At 43.2% G+C, this 22,124-nt stretch carries 19 protein-coding genes; 18 read left to right on the top strand and 1 reads right to left on the bottom strand.

Annotated elements, in window-relative coordinates; all coding sequences use genetic code 11:
* Positions 1-109: 109 nt before the first annotated feature.
* The 9 genes from LC090_RS12550 to LC090_RS12510 are packed head-to-tail and all read left to right on the top strand — an operon-like array spanning position 110 to position 10,274.
* Complete coding sequence (locus LC090_RS12550; protein WP_226658348.1) at positions 110-1,006, top strand: aspartate carbamoyltransferase catalytic subunit; 897 nt, start codon at positions 110-112, stop codon at positions 1,004-1,006.
* Entirely contained in the window at positions 1,006-2,286 is a 1,281-nt protein-coding gene (locus LC090_RS12545; protein WP_226658347.1) for a dihydroorotase, read from the top strand. Before LC090_RS12550 ends, LC090_RS12545 begins: the two co-directional genes overlap by 1 nt.
* Positions 2,286-3,374 carry a carbamoyl phosphate synthase small subunit gene (locus LC090_RS12540; protein WP_226658464.1) on the top strand — a complete coding sequence of 363 codons (1,089 nt, stop codon included), beginning with the start codon at positions 2,286-2,288 and terminating at the stop codon, positions 3,372-3,374. The genes LC090_RS12545 and LC090_RS12540 overlap by 1 nt, the downstream gene beginning before the upstream one ends.
* Positions 3,367-6,576, top strand: a complete 3,210-nt coding sequence (carB, locus tag LC090_RS12535) for a carbamoyl-phosphate synthase large subunit (RefSeq protein WP_226658346.1) — start codon at positions 3,367-3,369, stop codon at positions 6,574-6,576. Before LC090_RS12540 ends, carB begins: the two co-directional genes overlap by 8 nt.
* Complete coding sequence (locus tag LC090_RS12530; protein ID WP_226658345.1) at positions 6,573-7,340, top strand: dihydroorotate dehydrogenase electron transfer subunit; 768 nt, start codon at positions 6,573-6,575, stop codon at positions 7,338-7,340. The genes carB and LC090_RS12530 overlap by 4 nt, the downstream gene beginning before the upstream one ends.
* The gene (locus tag LC090_RS12525; RefSeq protein ID WP_226658344.1) at positions 7,337-8,278 is read left to right on the top strand and encodes a dihydroorotate dehydrogenase; all 942 of its coding nucleotides are present in this window, start codon (positions 7,337-7,339) and stop codon (positions 8,276-8,278) included. Before LC090_RS12530 ends, LC090_RS12525 begins: the two co-directional genes overlap by 4 nt.
* Positions 8,251-8,976 carry an orotidine-5'-phosphate decarboxylase gene (gene pyrF / locus LC090_RS12520; protein WP_226658343.1) on the top strand — a complete coding sequence of 242 codons (726 nt, stop codon included), beginning with the start codon at positions 8,251-8,253 and terminating at the stop codon, positions 8,974-8,976. Before LC090_RS12525 ends, pyrF begins: the two co-directional genes overlap by 28 nt.
* Positions 8,960-9,607, top strand: coding sequence for an orotate phosphoribosyltransferase (gene pyrE, locus LC090_RS12515; RefSeq protein WP_226658342.1), 648 nt, complete (start codon positions 8,960-8,962; stop codon positions 9,605-9,607). Before pyrF ends, pyrE begins: the two co-directional genes overlap by 17 nt.
* Before the next feature lie 10 nt (positions 9,608-9,617).
* Positions 9,618-10,274 carry a class I SAM-dependent methyltransferase gene (locus LC090_RS12510; RefSeq protein ID WP_226658341.1) on the top strand — a complete coding sequence of 219 codons (657 nt, stop codon included), beginning with the start codon at positions 9,618-9,620 and terminating at the stop codon, positions 10,272-10,274.
* A 36-nt stretch (positions 10,275-10,310) separates the two neighbouring features.
* Here LC090_RS12510 and LC090_RS12505 read toward each other — a convergent pair whose 3' ends face one another.
* Positions 10,311-12,008: an Rqc2 family fibronectin-binding protein gene (locus LC090_RS12505; protein ID WP_226658340.1), complete on the bottom strand. Its 1,698-nt coding sequence runs from the start codon at positions 12,006-12,008 to the stop codon at positions 10,311-10,313.
* A gap of 116 nt (positions 12,009-12,124) precedes the next feature.
* On the opposite strand from LC090_RS12505, the gene LC090_RS12500 reads away from it, so the two are divergent.
* The 9 genes from LC090_RS12500 (at position 12,125) to fmt (ending at position 22,124) form a co-directional block, all read left to right on the top strand.
* Positions 12,125-14,809, top strand: a complete 2,685-nt coding sequence (locus tag LC090_RS12500) for a calcium-translocating P-type ATPase, SERCA-type (protein ID WP_226658339.1) — start codon at positions 12,125-12,127, stop codon at positions 14,807-14,809.
* A 108-nt stretch (positions 14,810-14,917) separates the two neighbouring features.
* Entirely contained in the window at positions 14,918-15,793 is an 876-nt protein-coding gene (locus tag LC090_RS12495; RefSeq protein WP_226658338.1) for a YicC/YloC family endoribonuclease, read from the top strand.
* Positions 15,794-15,862: 69 nt separating this feature from the next.
* Positions 15,863-16,123, top strand: coding sequence for an extracellular matrix/biofilm regulator RemA (gene remA, locus LC090_RS12490; RefSeq protein WP_159782328.1), 261 nt, complete (start codon positions 15,863-15,865; stop codon positions 16,121-16,123).
* A gap of 22 nt (positions 16,124-16,145) precedes the next feature.
* Positions 16,146-16,757, top strand: coding sequence for a guanylate kinase (gene gmk, locus LC090_RS12485; protein WP_159782329.1), 612 nt, complete (start codon positions 16,146-16,148; stop codon positions 16,755-16,757).
* Positions 16,758-16,759: 2 nt separating this feature from the next.
* Positions 16,760-16,966 (top strand): DNA-directed RNA polymerase subunit omega, encoded by a 207-nt coding sequence (gene rpoZ / locus LC090_RS12480; RefSeq protein WP_255648087.1) that lies wholly within the window; start codon positions 16,760-16,762, stop codon positions 16,964-16,966.
* 116 nt (positions 16,967-17,082) lie between these two features.
* Positions 17,083-18,291, top strand: coding sequence for a bifunctional phosphopantothenoylcysteine decarboxylase/phosphopantothenate--cysteine ligase CoaBC (gene coaBC, locus LC090_RS12475; RefSeq protein WP_226658337.1), 1,209 nt, complete (start codon positions 17,083-17,085; stop codon positions 18,289-18,291).
* Positions 18,288-20,690, top strand: a complete 2,403-nt coding sequence (priA, locus tag LC090_RS12470) for a primosomal protein N' (protein WP_226658336.1) — start codon at positions 18,288-18,290, stop codon at positions 20,688-20,690. The genes coaBC and priA overlap by 4 nt, the downstream gene beginning before the upstream one ends.
* Positions 20,691-20,707: 17 nt before the next feature.
* Positions 20,708-21,193 carry a peptide deformylase gene (gene def / locus LC090_RS12465; RefSeq protein ID WP_226658335.1) on the top strand — a complete coding sequence of 162 codons (486 nt, stop codon included), beginning with the start codon at positions 20,708-20,710 and terminating at the stop codon, positions 21,191-21,193.
* Positions 21,186-22,124 carry a methionyl-tRNA formyltransferase gene (fmt, locus tag LC090_RS12460; protein WP_226658334.1) on the top strand — a complete coding sequence of 313 codons (939 nt, stop codon included), beginning with the start codon at positions 21,186-21,188 and terminating at the stop codon, positions 22,122-22,124. Before def ends, fmt begins: the two co-directional genes overlap by 8 nt.

The raw sequence follows: 22,124 nt of genomic DNA, 5'->3' as shown, positions 1-22,124 counted from the left end.
AGGGTGGGAAAGAGATGCGTTTACTCAAAACGCGTCTATCCTTCTGCACCCTGACAACGCTCAGGGTGCTTTTTTTTGAGGAAAATAATAGCGAAATGGAGTGAGTGATGTGAAGCATTTACTTGATATGACCTCTCTTACATTAGATGAAATTCATGAAATTTTACTGCAGGCTGAGCGTTTCAAGAATGGAAAAAGTATTCAAAGACAGGAGCCAGTGTTTATCGCGAATCTTTTCTTCGAGCCCTCAACCAGAACAAGGTTTAGCTTTGAGGTAGCAGAGAAGAAACTTGGCTATGAGGTGTTGAATTTTGAAACGTCATCATCAAGCGTTCAAAAAGGGGAGACGCTCTACGACACCATTAAAACACTTGAATCGATCGGAGCAAGCGCTGTCGTCGTTAGGCACAAAGAGGAGAAGTATTTTGAACCGCTACTTGAGAAAACGTCCATGTCCATCATTAATGCAGGCGATGGGTGCGGGCATCACCCAACTCAATCGCTGCTAGATCTCCTAACGATTCGTCAAGAGTTCAAGCGATTTGAAGGGCTTAACGTCGTAATCGCTGGTGATATAAAGCACAGCAGGGTAGCGAGGTCAAATGCTAACGTGTTAAGTAGGCTAGGCGCAAAAGTGAGTTTTTCAGGGCCACGTGAATGGCAAGATGAAACAATGAATGAAACCCCATACCTCACAATGGATGAAGCGGTTGAACAGGCGGATGTGCTCATGCTACTGCGCATTCAAAATGAGCGTCATGAAAGGAGAAGCGAGACAGATTCTTACCTTCAGACATTTGGGCTTACAGTAGAGCGAGAAAAACGTATGAAAAAACATAGCATTATTATGCATCCTGCGCCAGTCAATCGAGGCGTTGAAATTGATAACTCATTAGTGGAATGTGAACGCTCAAGAATTTTTAAACAAATGGAAAACGGTGTTTATGTACGAATGGCCTGCTTGAACCTGGTTCTGCAACCTACTAAGAAAGGAATGGTCGTGTAATGTTAATCCAAAATGCGAGACTACTAAACGAAGCTGGAGATTTGATCGAGCGGGATGTTCTTATCAATGAGGATGGACGAATTGAAACAATCGCAAAAAAGATTGAAGTAGAAGCGCACCAAACATTTGATGCAAAAGGGAATCTCTTAGCTCCAGGTCTCGTTGATCTTCACGTGCATCTAAGAGAACCTGGCGGCGAGCATAAAGAAACGATTGAGACTGGAACCAAAGCAGCGGCAAAAGGTGGATTTACAACAATTGCGGCGATGCCGAATACGAGGCCCGTGCCTGACAATGAAGAAACGATGCAAAAGTTAATGAATCGAATCAAAGAAACCGCAAGCGTTCGCGTGTTGCCATATGGAGCGATTACAACCAGACAGCTAGGCGAAGAGCTGACAAATTTTGAAGGGTTAAAAACACACGGCGCGTTTGCCTTAACAGACGATGGGGTTGGGGTTCAAAACGCTGGAATGATGCTAGAAGCCATGAAGCGTGCGGCAGCTAGTAACCTAGCAATTGTTGCCCACTGCGAAGAAAATACGTTGATCAACGGAGGAAGCGTGCATGAGGGTCATTTCTCAAAAGTGAATGGACTAAACGGCATTCCGTCTGTTTGTGAAGCGGTACATATTGCAAGAGATGTTCTGCTTGCTGAAGCAGCAGGCGTACATTATCATGTTTGCCACATTAGTACGAAGGAGTCTGTTCGTACCGTTCGTGATGCGAAGCGGGCTGGCATTAACGTAACAGCTGAAGTCACGCCACATCATCTTCTTTTATCAGAAGATGATATACCAGGACTTGATACGCATTACAAAATGAACCCGCCTCTTCGCTCAAAAGAAGATCGAGAGGCACTTATTGAAGGTCTGCTCGACGGCACTATTGATTTCATTGCAACGGATCATGCCCCTCACTCTAAGGATGAAAAAGCACAGTCAATGGAAAAAGCGCCATTTGGCATCGTGGGACTGGAAACGGCTTTTCCGCTGTTATACACCTATTTTGTTGAGAAAGAGATCTTTACCTTAAAGCAGCTTGTTGATTGGCTAACGGTAAAACCAGCGCATGCCTTTGGACTTGAATACGGCACTCTCGATATAGGTGCATTAGCTGATATGACAATCATCAATTTGACAGAGCAAGAGGACATTAATCCAGAGTTATTTATCTCCAAAGGAAAGAACACTCCTTTTACTGGATGGACGTGTAAAGGATGGCCGACCGCCACATTTGTAAATGGCAAAATCGTGTTTGAAAAAGGGAGCGATCAATGATGAAAAGACAGCTGATATTAGAAGATGGATCTATTTTTGTAGGAAAAGCATTTGGTAGTGACATAGAGAAAAGCGGCGAGGTTGTTTTTAACACTGGCATGACTGGCTATCAGGAAATATTATCGGATCCTTCTTACTGTGCTCAAATCGTTACGCTTACGTATCCGTTAATCGGAAACTACGGCATTAACCGAGATGATTTCGAATCGATTAACCCATCTGTACACGGACTTATTGTGAAAGAAGCAACGGAAGTGCCGAGTTACTGGAGAAATGAAATGACGCTGGATGAACTGCTTCGTGTAAAAGGGATTCCTGGACTTGAAGGCATTGATACAAGGAAGCTGACAAAGCTGATCCGCTCAAATGGAACGCTAAAAGGAAAAATGTGTAGCATGGATGTTGATCCAGAGAAAATTGCACGTGACCTAAGAGATACGCCATTGAAAAGAGACCAAGTACAGCAAGTATCCATCAAAGCACCATATGCAAGTCCAGGTCGTGGATTCCGCATCGTTCTTGTTGATTTTGGGATGAAGCACGGCATACTTAGAGAATTAACAAGGCGGAAATGTGATGTGGTAGTCGTCCCATACAATACATCAGCGGAAGAAATTCTTCGCCTAAACCCTGATGGCGTGATGCTTAGTAACGGTCCTGGGGACCCGAAAGACGTTCCCGAGGCTGTAGAGATGATTCACGGCATTCTTGGCAAAATTCCGCTCTTTGGCATTTGTCTTGGTCACCAGCTATTTGCTCTTGCATGTGGAGCTGATTCAGAAAAAATGAAGTTCGGGCATAGAGGATCCAATCACCCCGTTATGGATTTAACAACAAAACGCGTGGCGATTACTTCGCAAAATCACGGCTATACAATTGCGGCTGAAACGTTAGAGGATACGGAGTTAGTTGTCACACATGTTGCAGTAAACGATGGCTCCATTGAAGGAGTTAAACATAAGGAGTATGCAGCTTTCAGTGTGCAGTATCATCCAGAAGCATCACCTGGCCCTGAAGATTCCAATGAACTTTTTGACGACTTTATCGCGATGATTACAACATTCAAGGGGGAAAAAACATATGCCTAAACGTACAGATATTCAGAAAATCCTTGTGATCGGATCAGGACCGATTGTCATCGGGCAAGCCGCAGAATTTGACTATGCAGGAACGCAAGCATGTCAGGCATTAAAAGAAGAAGGATATGAAGTTATTCTAGTAAACTCGAATCCAGCGACAATCATGACGGATACAACGATCGCAGACGAAGTGTACATCGAACCTCTTACCCTTGATTTTGTTAGCCGAATCATTCGAAAAGAACGACCAGATGCTCTTCTTGCAACGCTTGGAGGGCAAACTGGACTAAATATGGCAATGGAATTATCAGAAGCGGGCGTTTTACAAGACTATGAAGTAGAACTCTTGGGTACGAAACTTGATGCGATTCAGCAGGCAGAAGATCGTGATCTGTTTCGAACGCTCATGAATGAGCTAAACGAGCCAGTACCAGAAAGTGATATTATTCATAATCTCGAAGAAGCCTATCAATTTGTGAATCGAATTGGATACCCGGTGATCGTACGTCCTGCTTATACGCTCGGAGGAACAGGCGGGGGAATTGTAAACAATGATGAAGAGCTAGAAGAAATTGTTTCAAGTGGACTGAAATACAGCCCTGTGACCCAATGTCTGCTCGAGAAAAGCATTGCTGGATTTAAAGAAGTGGAGTATGAAGTGATGCGTGACGGTCAGGATCAAGCGATTGTAGTGTGTAACATGGAGAACATCGATCCTGTCGGGATTCATACAGGGGACTCCATCGTCGTAGCGCCGAGTCAGACGCTATCTGATCGAGACTATCAGATGCTACGGAACGTTGCGCTAAAAGTGATTCGTGCATTAAAAATTGAGGGGGGCTGTAACATTCAGCTTGCTCTTGATCCTTACAGTTTCCAATATTACATCATTGAGGTAAATCCAAGAGTTAGCCGTTCCTCGGCACTTGCATCTAAAGCAACGGGCTATCCAATTGCGAAACTTGCAGCGAAAATCGCAGTAGGTCTATCTCTTGCAGAAATGAAAAACCCGGTTACAGGAAAAACATATGCAAGCTTCGAACCAGCTTTAGACTATGTCGTATCCAAGATTCCAAGATGGCCGTTTGATAAATTTGAAAGTGCGAATCGTAAGCTAGGAACGCAAATGAAGGCAACGGGTGAGGTAATGGCGATCGGACGTACGTTAGAAGAGTCGCTATTAAAAGCAGTGCGCTCACTAGAGTCAAATGTCAGCCATTTATCCATTCCAGAGTTAGTGAACCTTGATGACGAAACGTTGGAGAAAAGGATTCGCTTCGCAGATGATGAACGCATTTTCGTTGTAGCAGAAGCATTTAGAAGAGGGAAAACGATAAAAGAAATTCACGACTGGAGCAAAATTGACCATTACTTCCTCGTGAAAATTCAAGGGATTATTGAGCTTGAACACAAGCTGAAAGAGAACAAAGGAAGTCTCGACCTTTTGCTTGAAGCAAAGAAAAAAGGATTCACAGATCACATTATTGCCACACTCTGGAATCAGACAGAGCTTGAAATTTATGAATTGAGAACGCAAGAAGCGATCCGTCCCGTTTATAAAATGGTTGATACGTGTGCGGGTGAATTTGAATCGGAAACGCCTTATTACTACTCGACTTATGAAGATGAAAATGAATCACTCGAAACATCGAAAGAGAGTGTGCTCGTTCTAGGTTCCGGTCCAATCCGAATCGGTCAGGGAATTGAGTTTGACTACGCAACTGTACACAGCGTTTGGGCAATTCGAGAAGCTGGATATGAAGCCATCATTATTAACAATAACCCGGAGACCGTATCGACGGATTTCAGCATCTCAGATAAGCTTTATTTTGAACCGCTAACTGTTGAAGACGTGATGCATGTGATTGATCTTGAAAAGCCTAAAGGTGTTGTAGTTCAGTTCGGAGGACAGACGGCGATTAATCTTGCAGACGAACTAGCAGCGCGAGGAGTGAAAATTCTTGGAACATCCTTAGAAGATATGGATCGCGCTGAGAACCGAGATAAATTCGAAATGGCGATGGCTGAGCTAAACATCCCGCAACCAGAAGGAAAGACAGCAACATCCGTTGATCAAGCTGTCACAATTGCTGAGCGAATTGGCTATCCTGTCCTTGTTCGTCCATCCTATGTACTCGGCGGCAGAGCAATGGAAATTGTGTATAAGGAAAGCGAACTGCTTCATTACATGGAAAATGCGGTTAAAGTAAATCCACAGCACCCAGTGTTAATCGATCGCTATTTGATGGGGAAAGAAATTGAAGTTGATGCGATCTCTGACGGAAAAACGGTGTTTATTCCAGGCATTATGGAACACATTGAGAGAGCAGGAATTCACTCGGGGGATTCGATTGCGGTGTATCCTCCGCAAAGCTTATCAAATGAAGTGAAACAAACGCTCATTGATCAAACAATCACGCTTGCGAGAGGACTGAAAATTAAAGGACTCCTTAATATCCAATATGTCATTCAAAATGAGCAGGTATATGTGCTTGAAGTTAATCCGCGATCAAGTCGAACCGTGCCATTCTTAAGTAAAATCACAGGGGTACCAATGGCGAATCTCGCAACGAAAGTCATTTTAGGAGCATCACTTCCTTCTCTTGGTTACGAAACAGGGTATGGAACGGAACGAGACGATGTGTATGTAAAAGTACCGGTCTTCTCTTTTGCGAAATTGCGTCGCGTGGATATTACGCTTGGACCAGAAATGAAATCAACAGGCGAAGTAATGGGTCGCGATTACACACTGGAGAAAGCTCTGTATAAAGGGCTAGTTGCTTCCGGTATGAAGATTCCAACGCACGGCTCAGTGTTATTCACAATCGCGGACAAAGATAAAGAAGAAGCGATCGATATTGTGAAGCGTTTCAATGCGATCGGCTACCACATTCTTGCGACAGAAGGAACAGCTCACATCATTCGAGAACTCGGAATTCCTGTAACAGTGGTGAATAAAATTGGAGCTGAAAAGCCGAATTTATTACACGTCATTCGGGAAGGGCAAGCGCAATTTGTCATTAATACACTCACAAGAGGAAAGCAGCCTGCGCGTGACGGCTTCCGTATTCGACGCGAGTCAGTGGAAAACGGCGTTGTCTGCTTCACGTCACTTGATACAGCAAAAGCGTTGCTACGGGTCATAGAGACGATGACGTTTACGAGCACAAGCATGCCGAAGTTTCATGAAAAAGAAGTGGTTCGTTCATGAAGCAGTTAAAAACCGAGCTTGTTTCTCAAAAAGAAATAGCAGCTTCGATTTATGAAGCGGTTGTTTTTCACAAGGAGATCGATGAAAGCTTCCAGCCTGGACAATTTGTTCATGTTAAAACGGGATTCGGTTCAGATCCATTGCTAAGACGCCCAATCAGTATTTGTCATGTCGATCCTAACCAGCATGAATTAACAATGATTTATCGTGCAGAAGGAAAAGGAACAAAAGTATTAGCGGAGATGGTACCAGGGGTCGAAGTTGACCTCCTTGGACCACTCGGGAATGGTTTTCCAATTGAGAGGACAATGGAGGGCGAAACAGCTCTACTTGTGGGAGGCGGTATCGGTGTTCCCCCCCTCTATTACCTTTCACAAGAATTAACAAAACGCGGGGTGAAAGTAAAGCATGTACACGGCTTTCAAACAAGTTCAGTCGTTTTCTACGAAGAAAAATTTAAAGCATATGGCCCTGTTACAATCACAACGGCAGATGGAACATATGGCGAAGAAGGATTTGTAACAAACCAGATTGATATGAACGCTGACTACCTTTTCGCCTGCGGACCATCACCAATGTTAAAAGCACTAGAAAATTACCGTGCCAAAAAAGGTGTTTACCTCTCACTTGAACAACGAATGGGGTGTGGGATTGGTGCATGTCTCGCATGTGTTTGTCACGTACAGGGAGACGAAACAGGCTTTGCTTATCGTAAAGTGTGCAGTGATGGGCCAGTATTTCAAGCGGGGGAGGTTGTTCTATGAGCCGATTACGAGTAGAGCTTCCGGGCTTAGATCTAAAAAATCCGATCATGCCAGCATCAGGCTGCTTTGGATTTGGTAAAGAGTATAGTCAGTTTTATAGCCTGGATCAGCTTGGAGCGATTATGGTGAAGGCGACAACGCATGAGCCGCGCTTCGGTAATCCAACCCCTCGCGTCGCAGAAACAACATCAGGGATGTTAAATGCGATTGGTCTTCAAAACCCAGGACTTGAGCGTGTGATGACAGAGGAGTTACCGTGGCTATCGAACTATAACGTGCCAATTATTGCGAATGTGGCTGGATCGACGATAGAAGACTACGTGGCTGTTGCAGAGCGAATCTCAACAGCCGAGAACGTACATGCGCTTGAGTTGAATATTTCTTGTCCAAATGTGAAAGAAGGCGGTCTCGCATTTGGAACGGTGCCTGAAACGGCATTTGAGGTCACGAAAGCAGTGAAAGACGTGTCATCGGTTCCTGTTTACGTCAAACTCTCGCCAAACGTGACAGATATTGTGCAGATGGCAAAAGTCGTTGAGCGTGCGGGCGCTGATGGGTTAACGATGATCAACACACTTCTCGGTATGCGAATTGATTTAAAATCAGGTAAGCCGATCCTTGCAAATGGAGCGGGAGGATTATCAGGTCCGGCGATTAAACCTGTGGCGATTCGGATGATTCATCAAGTGAGTCAGCAAGTCAACATTCCGATTATTGGAATGGGTGGGGTGCAGTCGGCGGAGGATGTAATCGAATATTTTCTCGCAGGAGCGAGCGCTGTTGCGGTTGGTACGGCAAACTTCGTGGATCCATTCACTTGTCCTAGTATTATTGATGCGTTACCTGCTTTGTTGGATGAATTAGGTGTCCACCATATTTCTGAGCTGACAGGAAGGAGCTGGAAAAAGTCATGGGATCTTCAATCATCCTCGCACTAGATTTTTCGGAAAAGGAAGAGCTAAATGATTTCCTTAAGCAATTTGAAGGAGAGAAGCTTTTTGTAAAAGTGGGTATGGAAGCATTTTATCAATACGGACCTAAGCTTGTAGATGAATTAAAACAGCGAGGTCATCACGTATTCCTCGATTTGAAACTACATGATATTCCAAATACAGTAAATAAAGCGATGAAGGGTCTTGCTGGTCTAGGTGTTGACTTAATTAACGTACATGCAAGCGGAGGATCACGGATGATGCAGGCGGCGTTGGAAGGGCTAGAAGCTGGTACTCGCGGCGGACAAAAACGGCCTTTATGCATCGGTGTCACGCAATTAACGAGTACTTCAGAAGAAATGCTTCGAAGCGAACTCCATATTGCAACAGATATGAAGAATAGTGTTGTGTCTCTTGCAGAGCTTGCGAAGGAAAGCGGACTTGATGGTGTTGTCAGTTCAGCTCTTGAGGTTCCAATGATCAAAGAAGCATGCGGAGAATCGTTCTTAACGGTAACACCAGGGATTCGATTAGAAGGTGATCTGGCTGGTGATCAAAATCGCGTCTGCTCTCCACGGAAAGCACGTTCTTTAGGAAGTGATTTTATTGTGGTCGGACGTAGTATCACAGGAGCGAAAAACCCTTTATCGGCATATGACATCTTAAAATCAGAGTGGAGGAAGTCACATGAAATCAATCGCTAAAGCACTTTTGGAAATTGAAGCCGTCAGCCTTCAGCCAAATAACCCTTTTACGTGGTCATCAGGTTTATTATCACCAATTTACTGTGATAACCGGTTAACCCTCTCTTTTCCAAAAATAAGAAAGGAAATTGCGCGTGGGCTTGTCGCTATGGTGAAAGAAAAATACGCTGATGTAGAAGTGATTGCCGGGACAGCAACTGCTGGGATTCCTCACGCTGCCTGGGTAAGCGACCTACTTGATCTTCCGATGGTATACGTCCGCGGAAGTGCAAAAGGTCATGGAAAAGGAAATGTGATTGAAGGAAAAGTAGAGAAAGGACAAAAGGTTGTTGTGATTGAAGATTTGGTTTCAACAGGAGGCAGTGCGATCGATGCTGTGAAACAATTAGAAGCTGCTGGTGCTAACGTGCTTGGTGTAGCCGCCATCTTTACATATGGAATGAAAAAAGGAACAGAGCAGTTTGCGAGCGCGGAAATTGCCTGGGATACGCTTACCAATTTCGATGAATTATTAACATGTGCCGTAGAAACAGGTATGATTGAAGAAAGAGAGGTTCAATCACTGCTTCACTGGCGCGATAACCCATCCTCAACAGAATGGTTGGAGCAGTTGAAAGATCTCTCCGTTTAGGAGGGGTAAGATGAGAAAAATGCAGGGAGAAGAGTTCGATTCACTCGTATCCTTTTTTGATGATATGGCTCGAACCAAATGGCTAGGAGCTGTTCACGATGAATTAAAACAAGCTTCCGGATCATGGGAAGAAAAATCCGTACTCGATGTAGGGTGTGGAACAGGAAGACTTCTTCTTCGTGGAGTTGAGGAAGCGAGTATGCTGACTGGTGTTGATTTATCATCTGAAATGGTGAAGGCAAGCAAACAGAATTTTTTCTTTTTGAATCGGTCGAATAAAAGTCACTTTTCAGAAGGTGACGCATGCAACCTTACTTTTGAAGACAACACGTTTGATCTCTCGCTTTCAACGTGTGTGATGTTTCTTTTACCTGAGCCTGAAGCTGGCATGAAAGAGATGATTCGCGTAACAAAAGAAGGCGGGAAGGTTGTGATGTTAAATCCGTCTGTACAAATGGACCAAATGGCAGCCTTCTCATATGCAAAAAAGCATCATATGAGCGGTTTTGAACAAACTTCTTTGCTAAAATGGTCAAATGTTTCAACGAAAAGGCACCGCTACTCACCAGATCAGTTAAGTGAAAAGCTAAAAGGTCTAGGTGCAAAGGAAACAAAACATGTTGAAGTGCTGGATGGTTTAGCCATTATTACAGTTGCATCGTTATAAAAAAGGTTCCCGCTAAATTTAGCGGGAACCTTTTACTTACTTCTTCATCCTAAAAACAAGATCCTGATCAGGTGTTACATATAACGTGTTTTGCTGGTCATACGTCACGAAACCGGGTTTTGCACCATTAGGTTTTTTTACGTGACGCACTTCCGTGTAATCAACTGGAACAGAACCAGACTCACTTGCTTTACTGAAGTAGGCAGCGAGATTAGCAGCTTCAAGTAGCGTCTCTTCTGTATACTCCTTACTTCGAATCACAACGTGTGATCCAGGAATATCTTTTGTATGCAGCCACGTTTCGCTTCGAGCGGCCAGTTTGTTCGTTAAATACTCATTTTGTTTATTATTCTTACCAACAAGAATTTCGGTTCCGTCAGAAGAAAGGTAAACATCAAGCTGAGGTTTTGTTGGTTTTGATTTTTTCTTTTTGCGTCGCTTTTTAATGTAACCTTCTTCTTCAAGTTCTTCTCGAATTTCCTCTATATCTCGAGGTGATGCAGAAGTTAGCTGCTGAATGAGCTGTTCAAGATATGCAATTTCTTGATGAGCCATCGTAATCTGCTCTTCAAGAACGGAAATGGAATTCTTTGCTTTATTATAGCGTTTAAAATAAGCTTGAGCGTTTTCAGACGGCGTCTTTTGTGGATTAAGTTCAATCAGAACCGTTCCGCCGTTTTCATCATAATAGTTTTGAACTTCTACTTGCTTATCGCCTCGTTTTACCAGATGCATATTTGCTGTTAACAGCTCGCCAAGCAATTGGTACGTGTCAGCTTCCTGAGCTTGTTCGACCGTACGTGATAGCTTCTTAATTTTTTTCTCGTTTTTCTTTAATTCATTCGATAGAAAACGTTCGAGATCATTTGACTGCTGTTTCACTCGATCACGATCGGCTTTCCCATAATAGAAACGGTCGAGCAGTTCACTAGCGGATTCAAATGCTCTTTTTTCCCCAGCTAAGTGGGTAAGCTCAACTACTGAAAAGAACTCCTTTGAGCTTGTTACCATTTGCGGCGCGTAGTCGTGGTGCTCTAGTTTTTGAAACACATCGAAGAAAGCTTCAGGTAGCGTTGAGCGATTTGCAAGGCCGGCTCTATGGATCACTTCGTTTGCAATGAGCGGTGAAAGTCCACCAAAAGCTTGTACGAGCTGCTGACTCAATTTTCCTGCATTAAAATCAATTTGCCTTAAAAAATCATCTCTCGTTAAGCCAAAAGGCGAAACTTTGTTTTGCGCAGGTGGAGCGATATAGTCCTGCCCTGGAAGTACCGTTCGGTGTCTGTTTACAGACGGAGAAAGGTGTTTAATACTATCTAAAATCATGTTTGATTCATTTAATAGAATCACGTTACTATGACGGCCCATAATTTCAGCAACTAATGTTCTTGTCGTTAAGTCGCCAAGATCATTTCGAGCTTTAAACGTAACGTGGATAATACGTTCATTTTCAATTTGTTTAATTTCTTCCACAATACTACCTTCTAAATGCTTACGAAGCAGCATGCAGAACATTGGTGGTTCTTTTGGATTCGCATAAGATTCCTGCGTAATTTGAATTCGAGCATAAGAGGGATTCGCTGATAAAAGCAGCTGATGGTTTTTACCACCAGAACGAATCACGAGTAATAGATCAGTCGCATAGGGCTGATAGATTTTTGTCACGCGCCCACCTTTTAGTTGTTCATTCGTTTCATGTGCAACGGCTCTCATTACCATACCGTCAAAAGACATATCGTTCACCTACATTCCTATCACTAGACATTATTCTTAGTATAGCATTTTTTTGAGCTTGTCTGAATATAGTTGAATTATTAGCGACATTACGTGCAGGATCGGGGTGTAGATTTATGAACTGGTATAACATGACAAAGGGAGAAGTATTGGAGGAATTGGAGACAAGCGAGGGGGGAGTTAGTTCCGAGGAAGTAGAGAGAAGAAGAAAAATTTTTGGACTAAATCAATTAGATGAAGCAGAACGACCATCAATGATCTTAATGTTTTTAGCTCAATTCAAAGACTTTATGGTCGTCGTCCTCCTTGCGGCTACGCTAATATCGGGATTACTTGGAGAGTATCTTGATGCGATCGCCATTATCCTGATCATACTCATGAACGGGATTCTTGGATTTGTACAAGAACGGAAAGCAGAAAAATCGCTTCAGGCATTAAAACAGTTATCGTCGCCAAAGATGAAGGTGCTTCGTGATGGTGAGTGGACGAACATCCCTGCATTAGATGCAGTTGTAGGGGATATTGTTCGCATTGAGAGCGGAGATCGGATTGGGGCTGATTTACGTCTGTTCACTTGTCAGGGATTGCAGATCGAAGAATCAGCACTAACAGGTGAGTCTTTACCTGTAAACAAGCATCCTGAGCCAATCCGAGAGGAACAACCTGGTCCGGGGGATCAGCAAAACATGGGCTTTATGGGAACACTCGTAACAAAAGGGAAGGGCGTTGGAGTCGTAACAGCAACTGGGATGAAGACGGAAATGGGGAAAATTGCTCACCTCATTCAATCCGCTGAGACGATGGAAACCCCACTCCAAAATCGATTGGAGCAGCTTGGAAAAATTTTAATTGCTGCAGCGCTTCTTTTAACGGCATTGGTTGTGGTCCTGGGGATTATTCAGGGGCGCGATGTCTATAGCATGTTTTTAGCGGGTGTGTCACTCGCTGTCGCAGCGATCCCTGAAGGATTACCCGCAATCGTGACGATTGCCCTTGCGATCGGCATGCAGAAAATGAGTAAACGAAAAGCCATCGTTCGAAAACTTCCATCTGTCGAAACACTCGGATGTGCGACCGTTATTTGTTCAGATAAAACAGGAACACTCACGCAGAATAAAATGATGGTCACAAAGCTGTGGGCAGGCGGAGAGACGTGGGATGTCACTGGTTCTGGTTACTCTCCTTATGGTGACTTTTTTAAAGGCAATACTCGCGTATATTCTGATGAAGAACGATCGCTGAAACAGCTCCTTACATTTGGTTTGCTTTGTAGCAATGCGAGAGTAATGGAGAAAAGCGGAGAATATGTTCTTGATGGTGATCCAACCGAAGGAGCCCTCGTTGCCGCTGCAATGAAGGCTGGTTTAACGGAAGATGTGAGGGAAGAGGAATTTACGATCATTCAGGAGTTTCCCTTTGACTCTAATCGGAAAATGATGAGTATTGTAGTGGAAGATTCAATGGGGAAACGATATGTCATCGCAAAAGGTGCACCTGATATTGTTCTAAAGCAGTGTGAATCTGTGTTATGGAGTGAGAAAAAAGCGCCGCTCCGTAAAAGCTATGAACGAGAAATACAAGAGCAACTAAATGCGTTTGGGGAATTAGCTTTAAGAACGATCGCCGTAGCGTTTAAACCAATCCAGAATGAAGACAATATGCTTCATAGCGTACAAGCTGAATCTCGTTTAACTTTTGTTGGTTTAGAAGGGATGATTGACCCTCCACGTGAAGAGGTGAAGCAAGCCGTAGCTGATTGTAAAAGGGCAGGAATCAAGACGATTATGATAACAGGCGATCATGTAACGACGGCAAAAGCAATTGCCCACAACCTCGGTATTCTTCCTGAACGGGGCAAAGTAATGGAAGGAAGTAAGCTCTCTTCATTAAGCGTGGAAGAACTAGAAAATCAGGTGGAAGACATCTACGTTTTTGCTCGCGTATCGCCGGAACATAAATTGAAAATTGTTAAAGCTCTCCAAAATAGAGGACATATTGTTGCGATGACCGGTGATGGGGTGAATGATGCACCGGCGATCAAAGCATCAAATATTGGCATTTCAATGGGGATGACAGGAACAGACGTGGCGAAAGAATCATCCTCGCTCATATTAAGCGACGACAATTTTGCAACGATAAGAGCGGCAGTGGAAGAAGGACGAAACATCTATGAAAATATTCGGAAATTCATTCGCTATTTGTTAGCTTCGAACGTTGGAGAAATTCTTGTGATGCTTTTTGCGATCTTGCTGATGCTACCGCTTCCGCTCGTACCGATCCAAATTCTGTGGGTAAATCTTGTTACTGACGGATTGCCAGCTATGGCTCTTGGACTTGATCCTGCAGAAGGGAACGTGATGAGAAGAGATCCGCGTAAGCCGAAAGAGGGCGTTTTTGCGAGGGGATTGGGATGGAAAATCATCTCTCGTGGTATCATGATCGGTGCCTGTACACTTGCCGCCTTTATGATTTGCTACAGTGAGAATCCGAATGACCTTGTCCAAGCACAAACGGTTGCATTCTCTACACTCGTACTTGCTCAATTAATTCATGTATTTGACTGTCGAAGTGAACGATCGATTTTTCATCGAAACCCTTTTGAAAATAAAGCCCTTGTACTTGCAGTTCTCTCATCCATTGGGTTATTACTTGCGGTCATCTATTATGAACCGCTTCAGCCGATTTTCCATACAACTTATCTTTCAATGAGAGAATGGATGCTTATTTTAGTCTTTTCTAGCATTCCAACTTTCCTATTAGCAGGTACCACCCTATTTAGAAGACAGCGCAGCAGAGGGTAATCACCCTCTGTTTTTTCTATTTAAGATTGATGATAAGAAAGAGATATCCCTTTGTTTCAGTTTGATGAAGTGGTACAATTGGTTAGAATAGCTATTGGATGTGATAATATGGTTAAGAGTATGACCGGATTTGGAAGAGCATCGCACGAGAGTGAGGATATTCAAATAACGGTAGAAATAAAATCCGTTAACCATCGTTACTTCGATGGTACATTTCGCATGCCAAAAGCACTCCTTCATCTTGAAAGTAAGATGAAGAAATCCATTCAGCGCAACATTATGCGAGGAAAAGTTGAACTATATTTAACCATTGAGGGAGCTGGTTTTCGTTCATCGGACGTGAAGGTGGATTGGAAGCTGCTCGACCAATACATAACGATTTTAAAACAAGCCTCTGAACGATATGATTTGCAAGATGATTTGTCTGCTTCTACACTTTTGAATATGGATGTTTATCAAGTAACAGAGAAAGAGGAACAGCTTGATCAGTTGGAGCATGTGGTATTTGCTACGTTAAATTTAGCTGTTGATCGACTAGTTGAAATGCGACAGATTGAAGGGGAAGCCCTTGAGCAAGATATAAGGAATAAGCTTCAAGAAATGAAAAAGATTTTAACTTCCATTTCAACCCTTTCAAAAGAAGTAACTTCAGCATTTGAAGCACGGATACGCACAAAACTCGAAGGATTTAAAGAATTAGAAGCCCTTGATGAAGCCCGAATCCTAACAGAAGTATCGTATCTTGCCGATAAAGCAAGTATCGATGAAGAAATCATTAGGCTCCATAGTCATCTCGACCAATTCCATGATATTCTTAGTAATGATGGTGTCGTAGGAAGGAAACTTGATTTCTTAGTGCAGGAAATCAATAGGGAGCTGAATACGATCGGTTCCAAGTCTCAACACCATAAGATCAGTCAGCATGTGGTTGATCTTAAGAGCGAAGTGGAAAAGGTTCGTGAACAGGTTCAAAATATTGAATAGCCTGAGCGCTTTGTTTAAAATCACCTTACTGGTGTAAAAATAGAATCGTGATTCCTGGGAGGAACGACCATGAGTATTAAATTAATCAATATCGGATTCGGTAACATTGTGAATGCGAATCGAATTGTTTCAATTGTTAGTCCAGAGTCGGCACCAATCAAACGAATTATTACTGTTGCAAGGGACCGCAATATGCTTGTTGACGCAACATATGGTAGAAGAACGCGTGCTGTCATTATTTCTGATAGTGACCACGTCATTCTGTCGGCAGTCCAGCCTGAAACAGTGGCACAACGTCTCGTGAACAAAGACGAGCTTTCTGACGAGTAGCATCTATAAAGTGGAGGTTAGTATGGAAAAAGAACGTGGATTGTTAATTGTTCTTTCTGGCCCTTCTGGTGTTGGAAAAGGAACAGTAAGAAAAGCTTTCATGCATAATGCGGACGAAGTACAGTATTCCATTTCTGTTACGACGCGCAAACCGCGTGAAGGGGAAGTGAACGGCGTCGATTATTTCTTTAAATCTCATGAAGAATTTGAGGATATGATCGAAAATAACAAGCTGCTTGAGTATGCCCACTATGTTGGGAATTACTATGGTACGCCTGTTGACTATGTAGAAGAAACCTTGCAGTCCGGGAAAGACGTGTTGCTTGAAATTGAAGTGCAAGGAGCGAAGCAAGTTCGCAAGCATTTTCCAGAAGGTGCTTTTATCTTCTTAATGCCACCTAGTTTAACGGAGCTCAGGAATCGCATTGTTAACCGCGGTACGGAATCAAATGATTTAATTGATAACCGTATGGGTGTTGCGAAAGAAGAGATCGAATTGATTGATGAATACGATTATATCGTTGAAAATGATCAAGTAGAATTAGCTTGTGAGCGAATTCGTGCTATTATTACAGCAGAGCACTTAAGACGTGATCGTCTTGCCCATAAATATAAGAATGTAACGGAGGTTTAATAATGATTTTATACCCATCGATTGACTCACTAATGGACCGCATTGATTCAAAGTACACACTGGCTACACTTTCTGCAAAGCGCGCACGTACGATTCAACAAACCGGTAATGTTTATGTGGATCGTCCACAGTCCGTTAAGGCTGTAGGGAAAGCACTTGAAGAAGTACTTGATGGCAAACTACTTGCAGACGGCATGATAGAAGACTGAGTGAGACGTAACAACCTATGAGAATAGGTTGTTATTTTTTTCTTGAATTGACGATGCATCTCATTGTATTAACTATATTAATATTATGTTAACTATTTGGACGGAAGGTGAAACTTATGAGTCTAAAGGGAAAGAAGATATTGCTTTGTGTCAGTGGTGGGATTGCTGTATTTAAAGCAGCCGCTCTTACAAGTAAGCTCTATCAAACGGGTGCGGAAGTGAAGGTGTTAATGACCAAATCAGCTACTGAATTTGTTACACCATTAACGTTTCAAACGCTTTCCAGAAATGATATTTATAAGGATACCTTTGAAGAAAAGGACCCAACATCAGTGGCCCATATTGACGTAGCGGACTGGGCAGACCTCGTGCTGATCGCGCCTGCTACAGCAAACATCATTGGTAAGCTTGCGAATGGGATCGCGGACGATATGATGTCAACGACGTTACTTGCTACCGAAGCTCCTGTATGGGTAGCGCCAGCAATGAATGTTCACATGTACGACCATCCTGCTGTTAAGAAAAATATGGACGTACTCCGCTCGTTCGGCTGTCATTTCCTTGAGCCTGGAGAAGGGTTACTTGCATGTGGCTATGTCGGTAAAGGACGTATGGCGGAGCCTGAAGATATCCTGTCAACGTTAGAAACGTATTTTAAAGACGATACGAACGATTTGGCTGGGAAAAAAGTTGTCGTCACGGCAGGCCCTACGCGAGAACCGGTTGATCCTGTTCGCTATTTTACAAATTACTCTTCTGGAAAAATGGGTTTTGCATTGGCGGAAGAGGCTGCGAAACGCGGCGCTGAAGTTACCCTAGTGGCAGGTCCAGTAACACTCCCGACACCTCAAGGGGTGAAGCGAATTGATGTTATAACAGCTGAAGAAATGTTTGACTCTGTTCTACATGCAGCTGAGACGGCTGATATTGTCATAAAAGCAGCAGCCGTAGCTGACTATCGACCTGCTGAGATTGCTTCTGAAAAAGTGAAGAAATCTGAAGGTGAGATGGTGATTGAGATGGAGCGGACGAAAGATATACTATGGACGCTTGGCCAGCAAAAGAAAAATCAAATTCTTGTTGGGTTTGCAGCAGAGTCAGAGCGGTTAGACGAATATGCACAAAAGAAACTCGTAAAGAAAAATTTGGATTTGATTTGTGCAAATAATATTAAAGCAGAAGGTGCAGGTTTTGATAAAGATACAAATGTCATGACGTTACTCCACCGAGATGGCGAGCGCGTTGAACTGCCGCTGCAATCAAAGCATGAAGCAGCGAATCGCATTCTCGATGAAGTGAAGCGATTGGACGTGACTCGTTCATGATTGCGAAAGTCATAGTCGATGTACCGGCGAATCAAACTGATCGCCTGTTTGATTATGCGATTCCAAAAGAATGGGAAGAAATGATTGAACCTGGAATGAGGGTCGTTGTTCCTTTTGGACCGCGAAAAATCCAGGGATTTGTTATATCAGTAGCGAATGATTCGGAGCATGCTAAATTAAAAGAATTAAGTGAAGTAAAAGATGTTACCCCTATCTTAACACAAGAATTACTTGATCTCGGGTTCTGGTTGACGGAAAAAACGCTTTGTTACGCGGTTTCAGCCCTGCAGGCAATGTTGCCTGCAGCAATGAAAGCCAATGTAACGAAAACCGTTGTTCTTGGAAATCGTGTGAATGAAGAGGCTCAGTGGTATAAGATGGTTTCTTCTTCTAACGGGATAAAGTGGGACGATTTTCTTTCGCATTTCAGCCATAAAGAATTAAACCGCGCAATCAAAAATGATGAACTTGAAGTGCGGTACGATGTAAAAGAGAAAACAGCTCCTAAAACCATTCTCTCATTATCGGCGGCACTTCAAAAGGACGAGCTTCAAGCTGAAAAGGAAAAGATGGGGAATCGTGCTTTGAAGCAGCAGGAAATCATCACGCATTTTATCGAGCAAGAAGGCTCTGTTTCTTATAAAGAGCTTATGGACATGCTTGATACAACTCGGTCAACGATCAAATCACTCGTCTCAAAAGGAATATTAAAAGAAGAAGAAGTTGAGCTCTACCGTGATCCATATAAGGGCCGTGAATTTATTCCTTCAACGGCCCTAGAGTTAACCGATCTTCAAGAACAAGCGATGAGACCGATCCTGACAAGTATTAACGAACATCATCATGAGACGTTTCTCATTCACGGCGTAACCGGGAGCGGGAAGACAGAAATTTATTTGCAGTCCATTCATCGCGTCCTCGAGCAGGGAAAAGAAGCGATTGTGCTTGTTCCCGAAATCTCATTAACACCACAAATGGTGACCAGGTTTAAAAGTCGATTCGGTTCTGAAGTAGCCGTGTTACATAGCGGGCTTTCACGGGGAGAAAAGTATGATGAATGGAGAAAAATTCATCGGAAAGAAGTGAAAGTAGTTGTTGGGGCACGTTCAGCGGTATTTGCACCGTTTACAAACCTCGGCATTATCATTATTGATGAAGAACATGAAAGTAGCTACAAACAAGAAGAAAACCCACGCTATCATGCGAGAGATGTGGCTATTAAGCGCGGCGAGCATTATCAATGTCCCGTTGTGCTTGGCAGTGCTACGCCATTACTCGAGTCATATGCACGTGCCTCGAAAGGCGTCTATACGCTTCTTGAATTGTTAGATAGAGTAAACAAACAGGCGATGCCAGCTGTAGCGATCGTTGATATGCGAGAAGAACTACGAGCGGGGAACAGATCAATGTTTTCAAACGACCTTTACGATAAGTTGAAAGACCGGCTAGAAAAGAAAGAGCAAACCGTGCTCTTTTTAAATCGGCGAGGTTATTCCACTTTCGTGATGTGCCGAGACTGTGGTTATGTGGCAGAATGCCCTCACTGTGACATTAGTTTAACGTATCACAAAATCAATGGAACGATGCGATGTCACTATTGTGGTCATGAAGAACGATTTCCCACTCAGTGTCCGGAGTGTGAAAGTGAACACATTCGCTTTTTTGGTACCGGAACACAGCGAGTAGAAGAGGAATTGACTAAAATCCTTCCGGAAGCAAGGGTAGTCCGAATGGATGTTGATACAACAAGACGAAAAGGCTCTCACGAGAAGCTCTTAAATCAATTCGGAGAAGGAAAAGCCGATATTTTACTCGGTACTCAGATGATCGCGAAAGGCCTTGATTTTCCAAACGTCACTCTCGTTGGCGTTTTAGCAGGAGATGCGATGCTCCATATCCCTGACTTCCGAGCTTCAGAGAAGACGTTCCAACTGCTAACGCAAGTAAGTGGACGCGCAGGACGTCATTTGCTACCAGGTGAAGTGATTGTGCAATCCTATACCCCAGAACATTACAGCATTGAAATGGCTGCCGAACACGACTATCAGTCTTTTTATCAGCGTGAAATGGTCACTCGAAAACAATTTGGTTATCCGCCTTTTTATTTTCTTGCTATGGTGAATGTTTCGCATGAAGAGTTAACCAAAACGGTTGATGTGACAGAGAAAATTGCAGCTTATTTAAAGGAACACTTATCAAAACAAAGTGTAGTGTTAGGTCCTGTAGCCTCACCGATCCCACGGATCAAAGATAGATATCGGTATCAATGCATGATAAAATACAAAACTGAACCGAATTTAACGCATTATTTAAAAGAAATTCAAAAGCATTTTTCAAAGGAAATAAGTCGTGGAGGATTACAGATATCCATTGATACACAACCTTATATGATGATGTAGTGAAAGGGAGAATACGCATGGCTATGAGAGAAATTGTGATGCATCCAAATGAGGTGCTTGAAGTTGAATGCCATCCAGTAGAGGAATTCGATAAGGAATTGCATCAGCTACTCGATGATATGTTTGAAACAATGTACGCAGCAGAGGGCGTTGGTCTTGCTGCACCGCAAATCGGTATTCGCAAACAGGTTGCCGTTGTTGATACCAGAGAAGAAGAGGCATTAGAACTAATCAACCCCAAGATTATAAAAACTTCTGGGAAAGAAGTCGACCTTGAAGGTTGCTTAAGCTTTCCAGGGTTATTTGGGGAAGTCGAGCGCCCTTATACGGTTACATTAAAAGCGCAAAATCGTTTTGGGAGAGAATTTAAATTGAAAGCCGAGGGCTTCTTTGCAAGAGCGATTCAACATGAAATTGATCACCTTCATGGCGTATTGTTTACTGAGAAAGTCATTCGTTATGTTGATCCTGAACAGGAAGGAGAGCGTGAAAGTAATGACTAAAATTGTTTTTATGGGCACGCCTGATTTTTCAGTTCCCGTACTTGATATGTTGGTAGAAGAAGGTTACACCATCGTTGGTGTTGTAACGCAGCCTGATCGTCCGAAAGGTAGAAAAAGAGTGCTCACGCCACCGCCTGTTAAGGTCGCCGCTGAAAAACACGGCCTCCCTGTGCTCCAGCCCGAGAGAGTGAAAGATCCTGCTCAACTTCAGCCGATTCTGGATTTAAAACCAGATTTAATTGTAACAGCTGCTTTTGGACAAATCCTTCCGAATCAACTTCTCGAGGCACCGAAGCACGGCTGCATTAACGTACACGCGTCATTGTTACCAGAACTTCGCGGCGGTGCACCGATTCATTATTCGATCCTCCAAGGCAAAAAAGAAACGGGCATTACCATCATGTATATGGTAGAAAAATTAGATGCGGGTGATATTTTAACTCAGTCCATCGTTCCAATTGAAGAACGCGACCATACCGGAAGCCTTCATGATAAATTAAGCGTATCTGGATCAGCACTTTTGAAAGAAACGTTGCCAAAGCTTCTTAATCATGAGTTAACGCCAGTGAAGCAAAATGACGAAGAGGCAACGTTTGCTCCGAATATTAAGCGTGAGCAGGAGAAAATTGACTGGACAAAGACAGGTGAAGAAATTTATAACCAGATCCGTGGTTTACATCCTTGGCCTGTTGCGTTTACACAATATAATGGCAAGGTAATGAAAATTTGGTGGGGAGAGAAAATGGAAAGTGCTGAAAAAGCTGAACCAGGATCTGTTCTTTACACAGATGCGGACGGTCCTGTTGTAGCGACTGGAAATACAACAGCCATTAAGTTAACGGAAATCCAACCAGCAGGGAAGAAACGCATGACCTCTGCGCAGTATTTACAAGGTAGAACATTCGAGAAAAATGAGAGATTTGGTGAATAG

The organism is Guptibacillus hwajinpoensis (assembly GCF_020524165.1).
GTDB lineage: Bacteria > Bacillota > Bacilli > Bacillales > Guptibacillaceae > Guptibacillus > Guptibacillus hwajinpoensis_D.
Note: the sequence above shows the minus strand (reverse complement) of the source record. Positions and strands in the feature narration are given on the sequence as shown.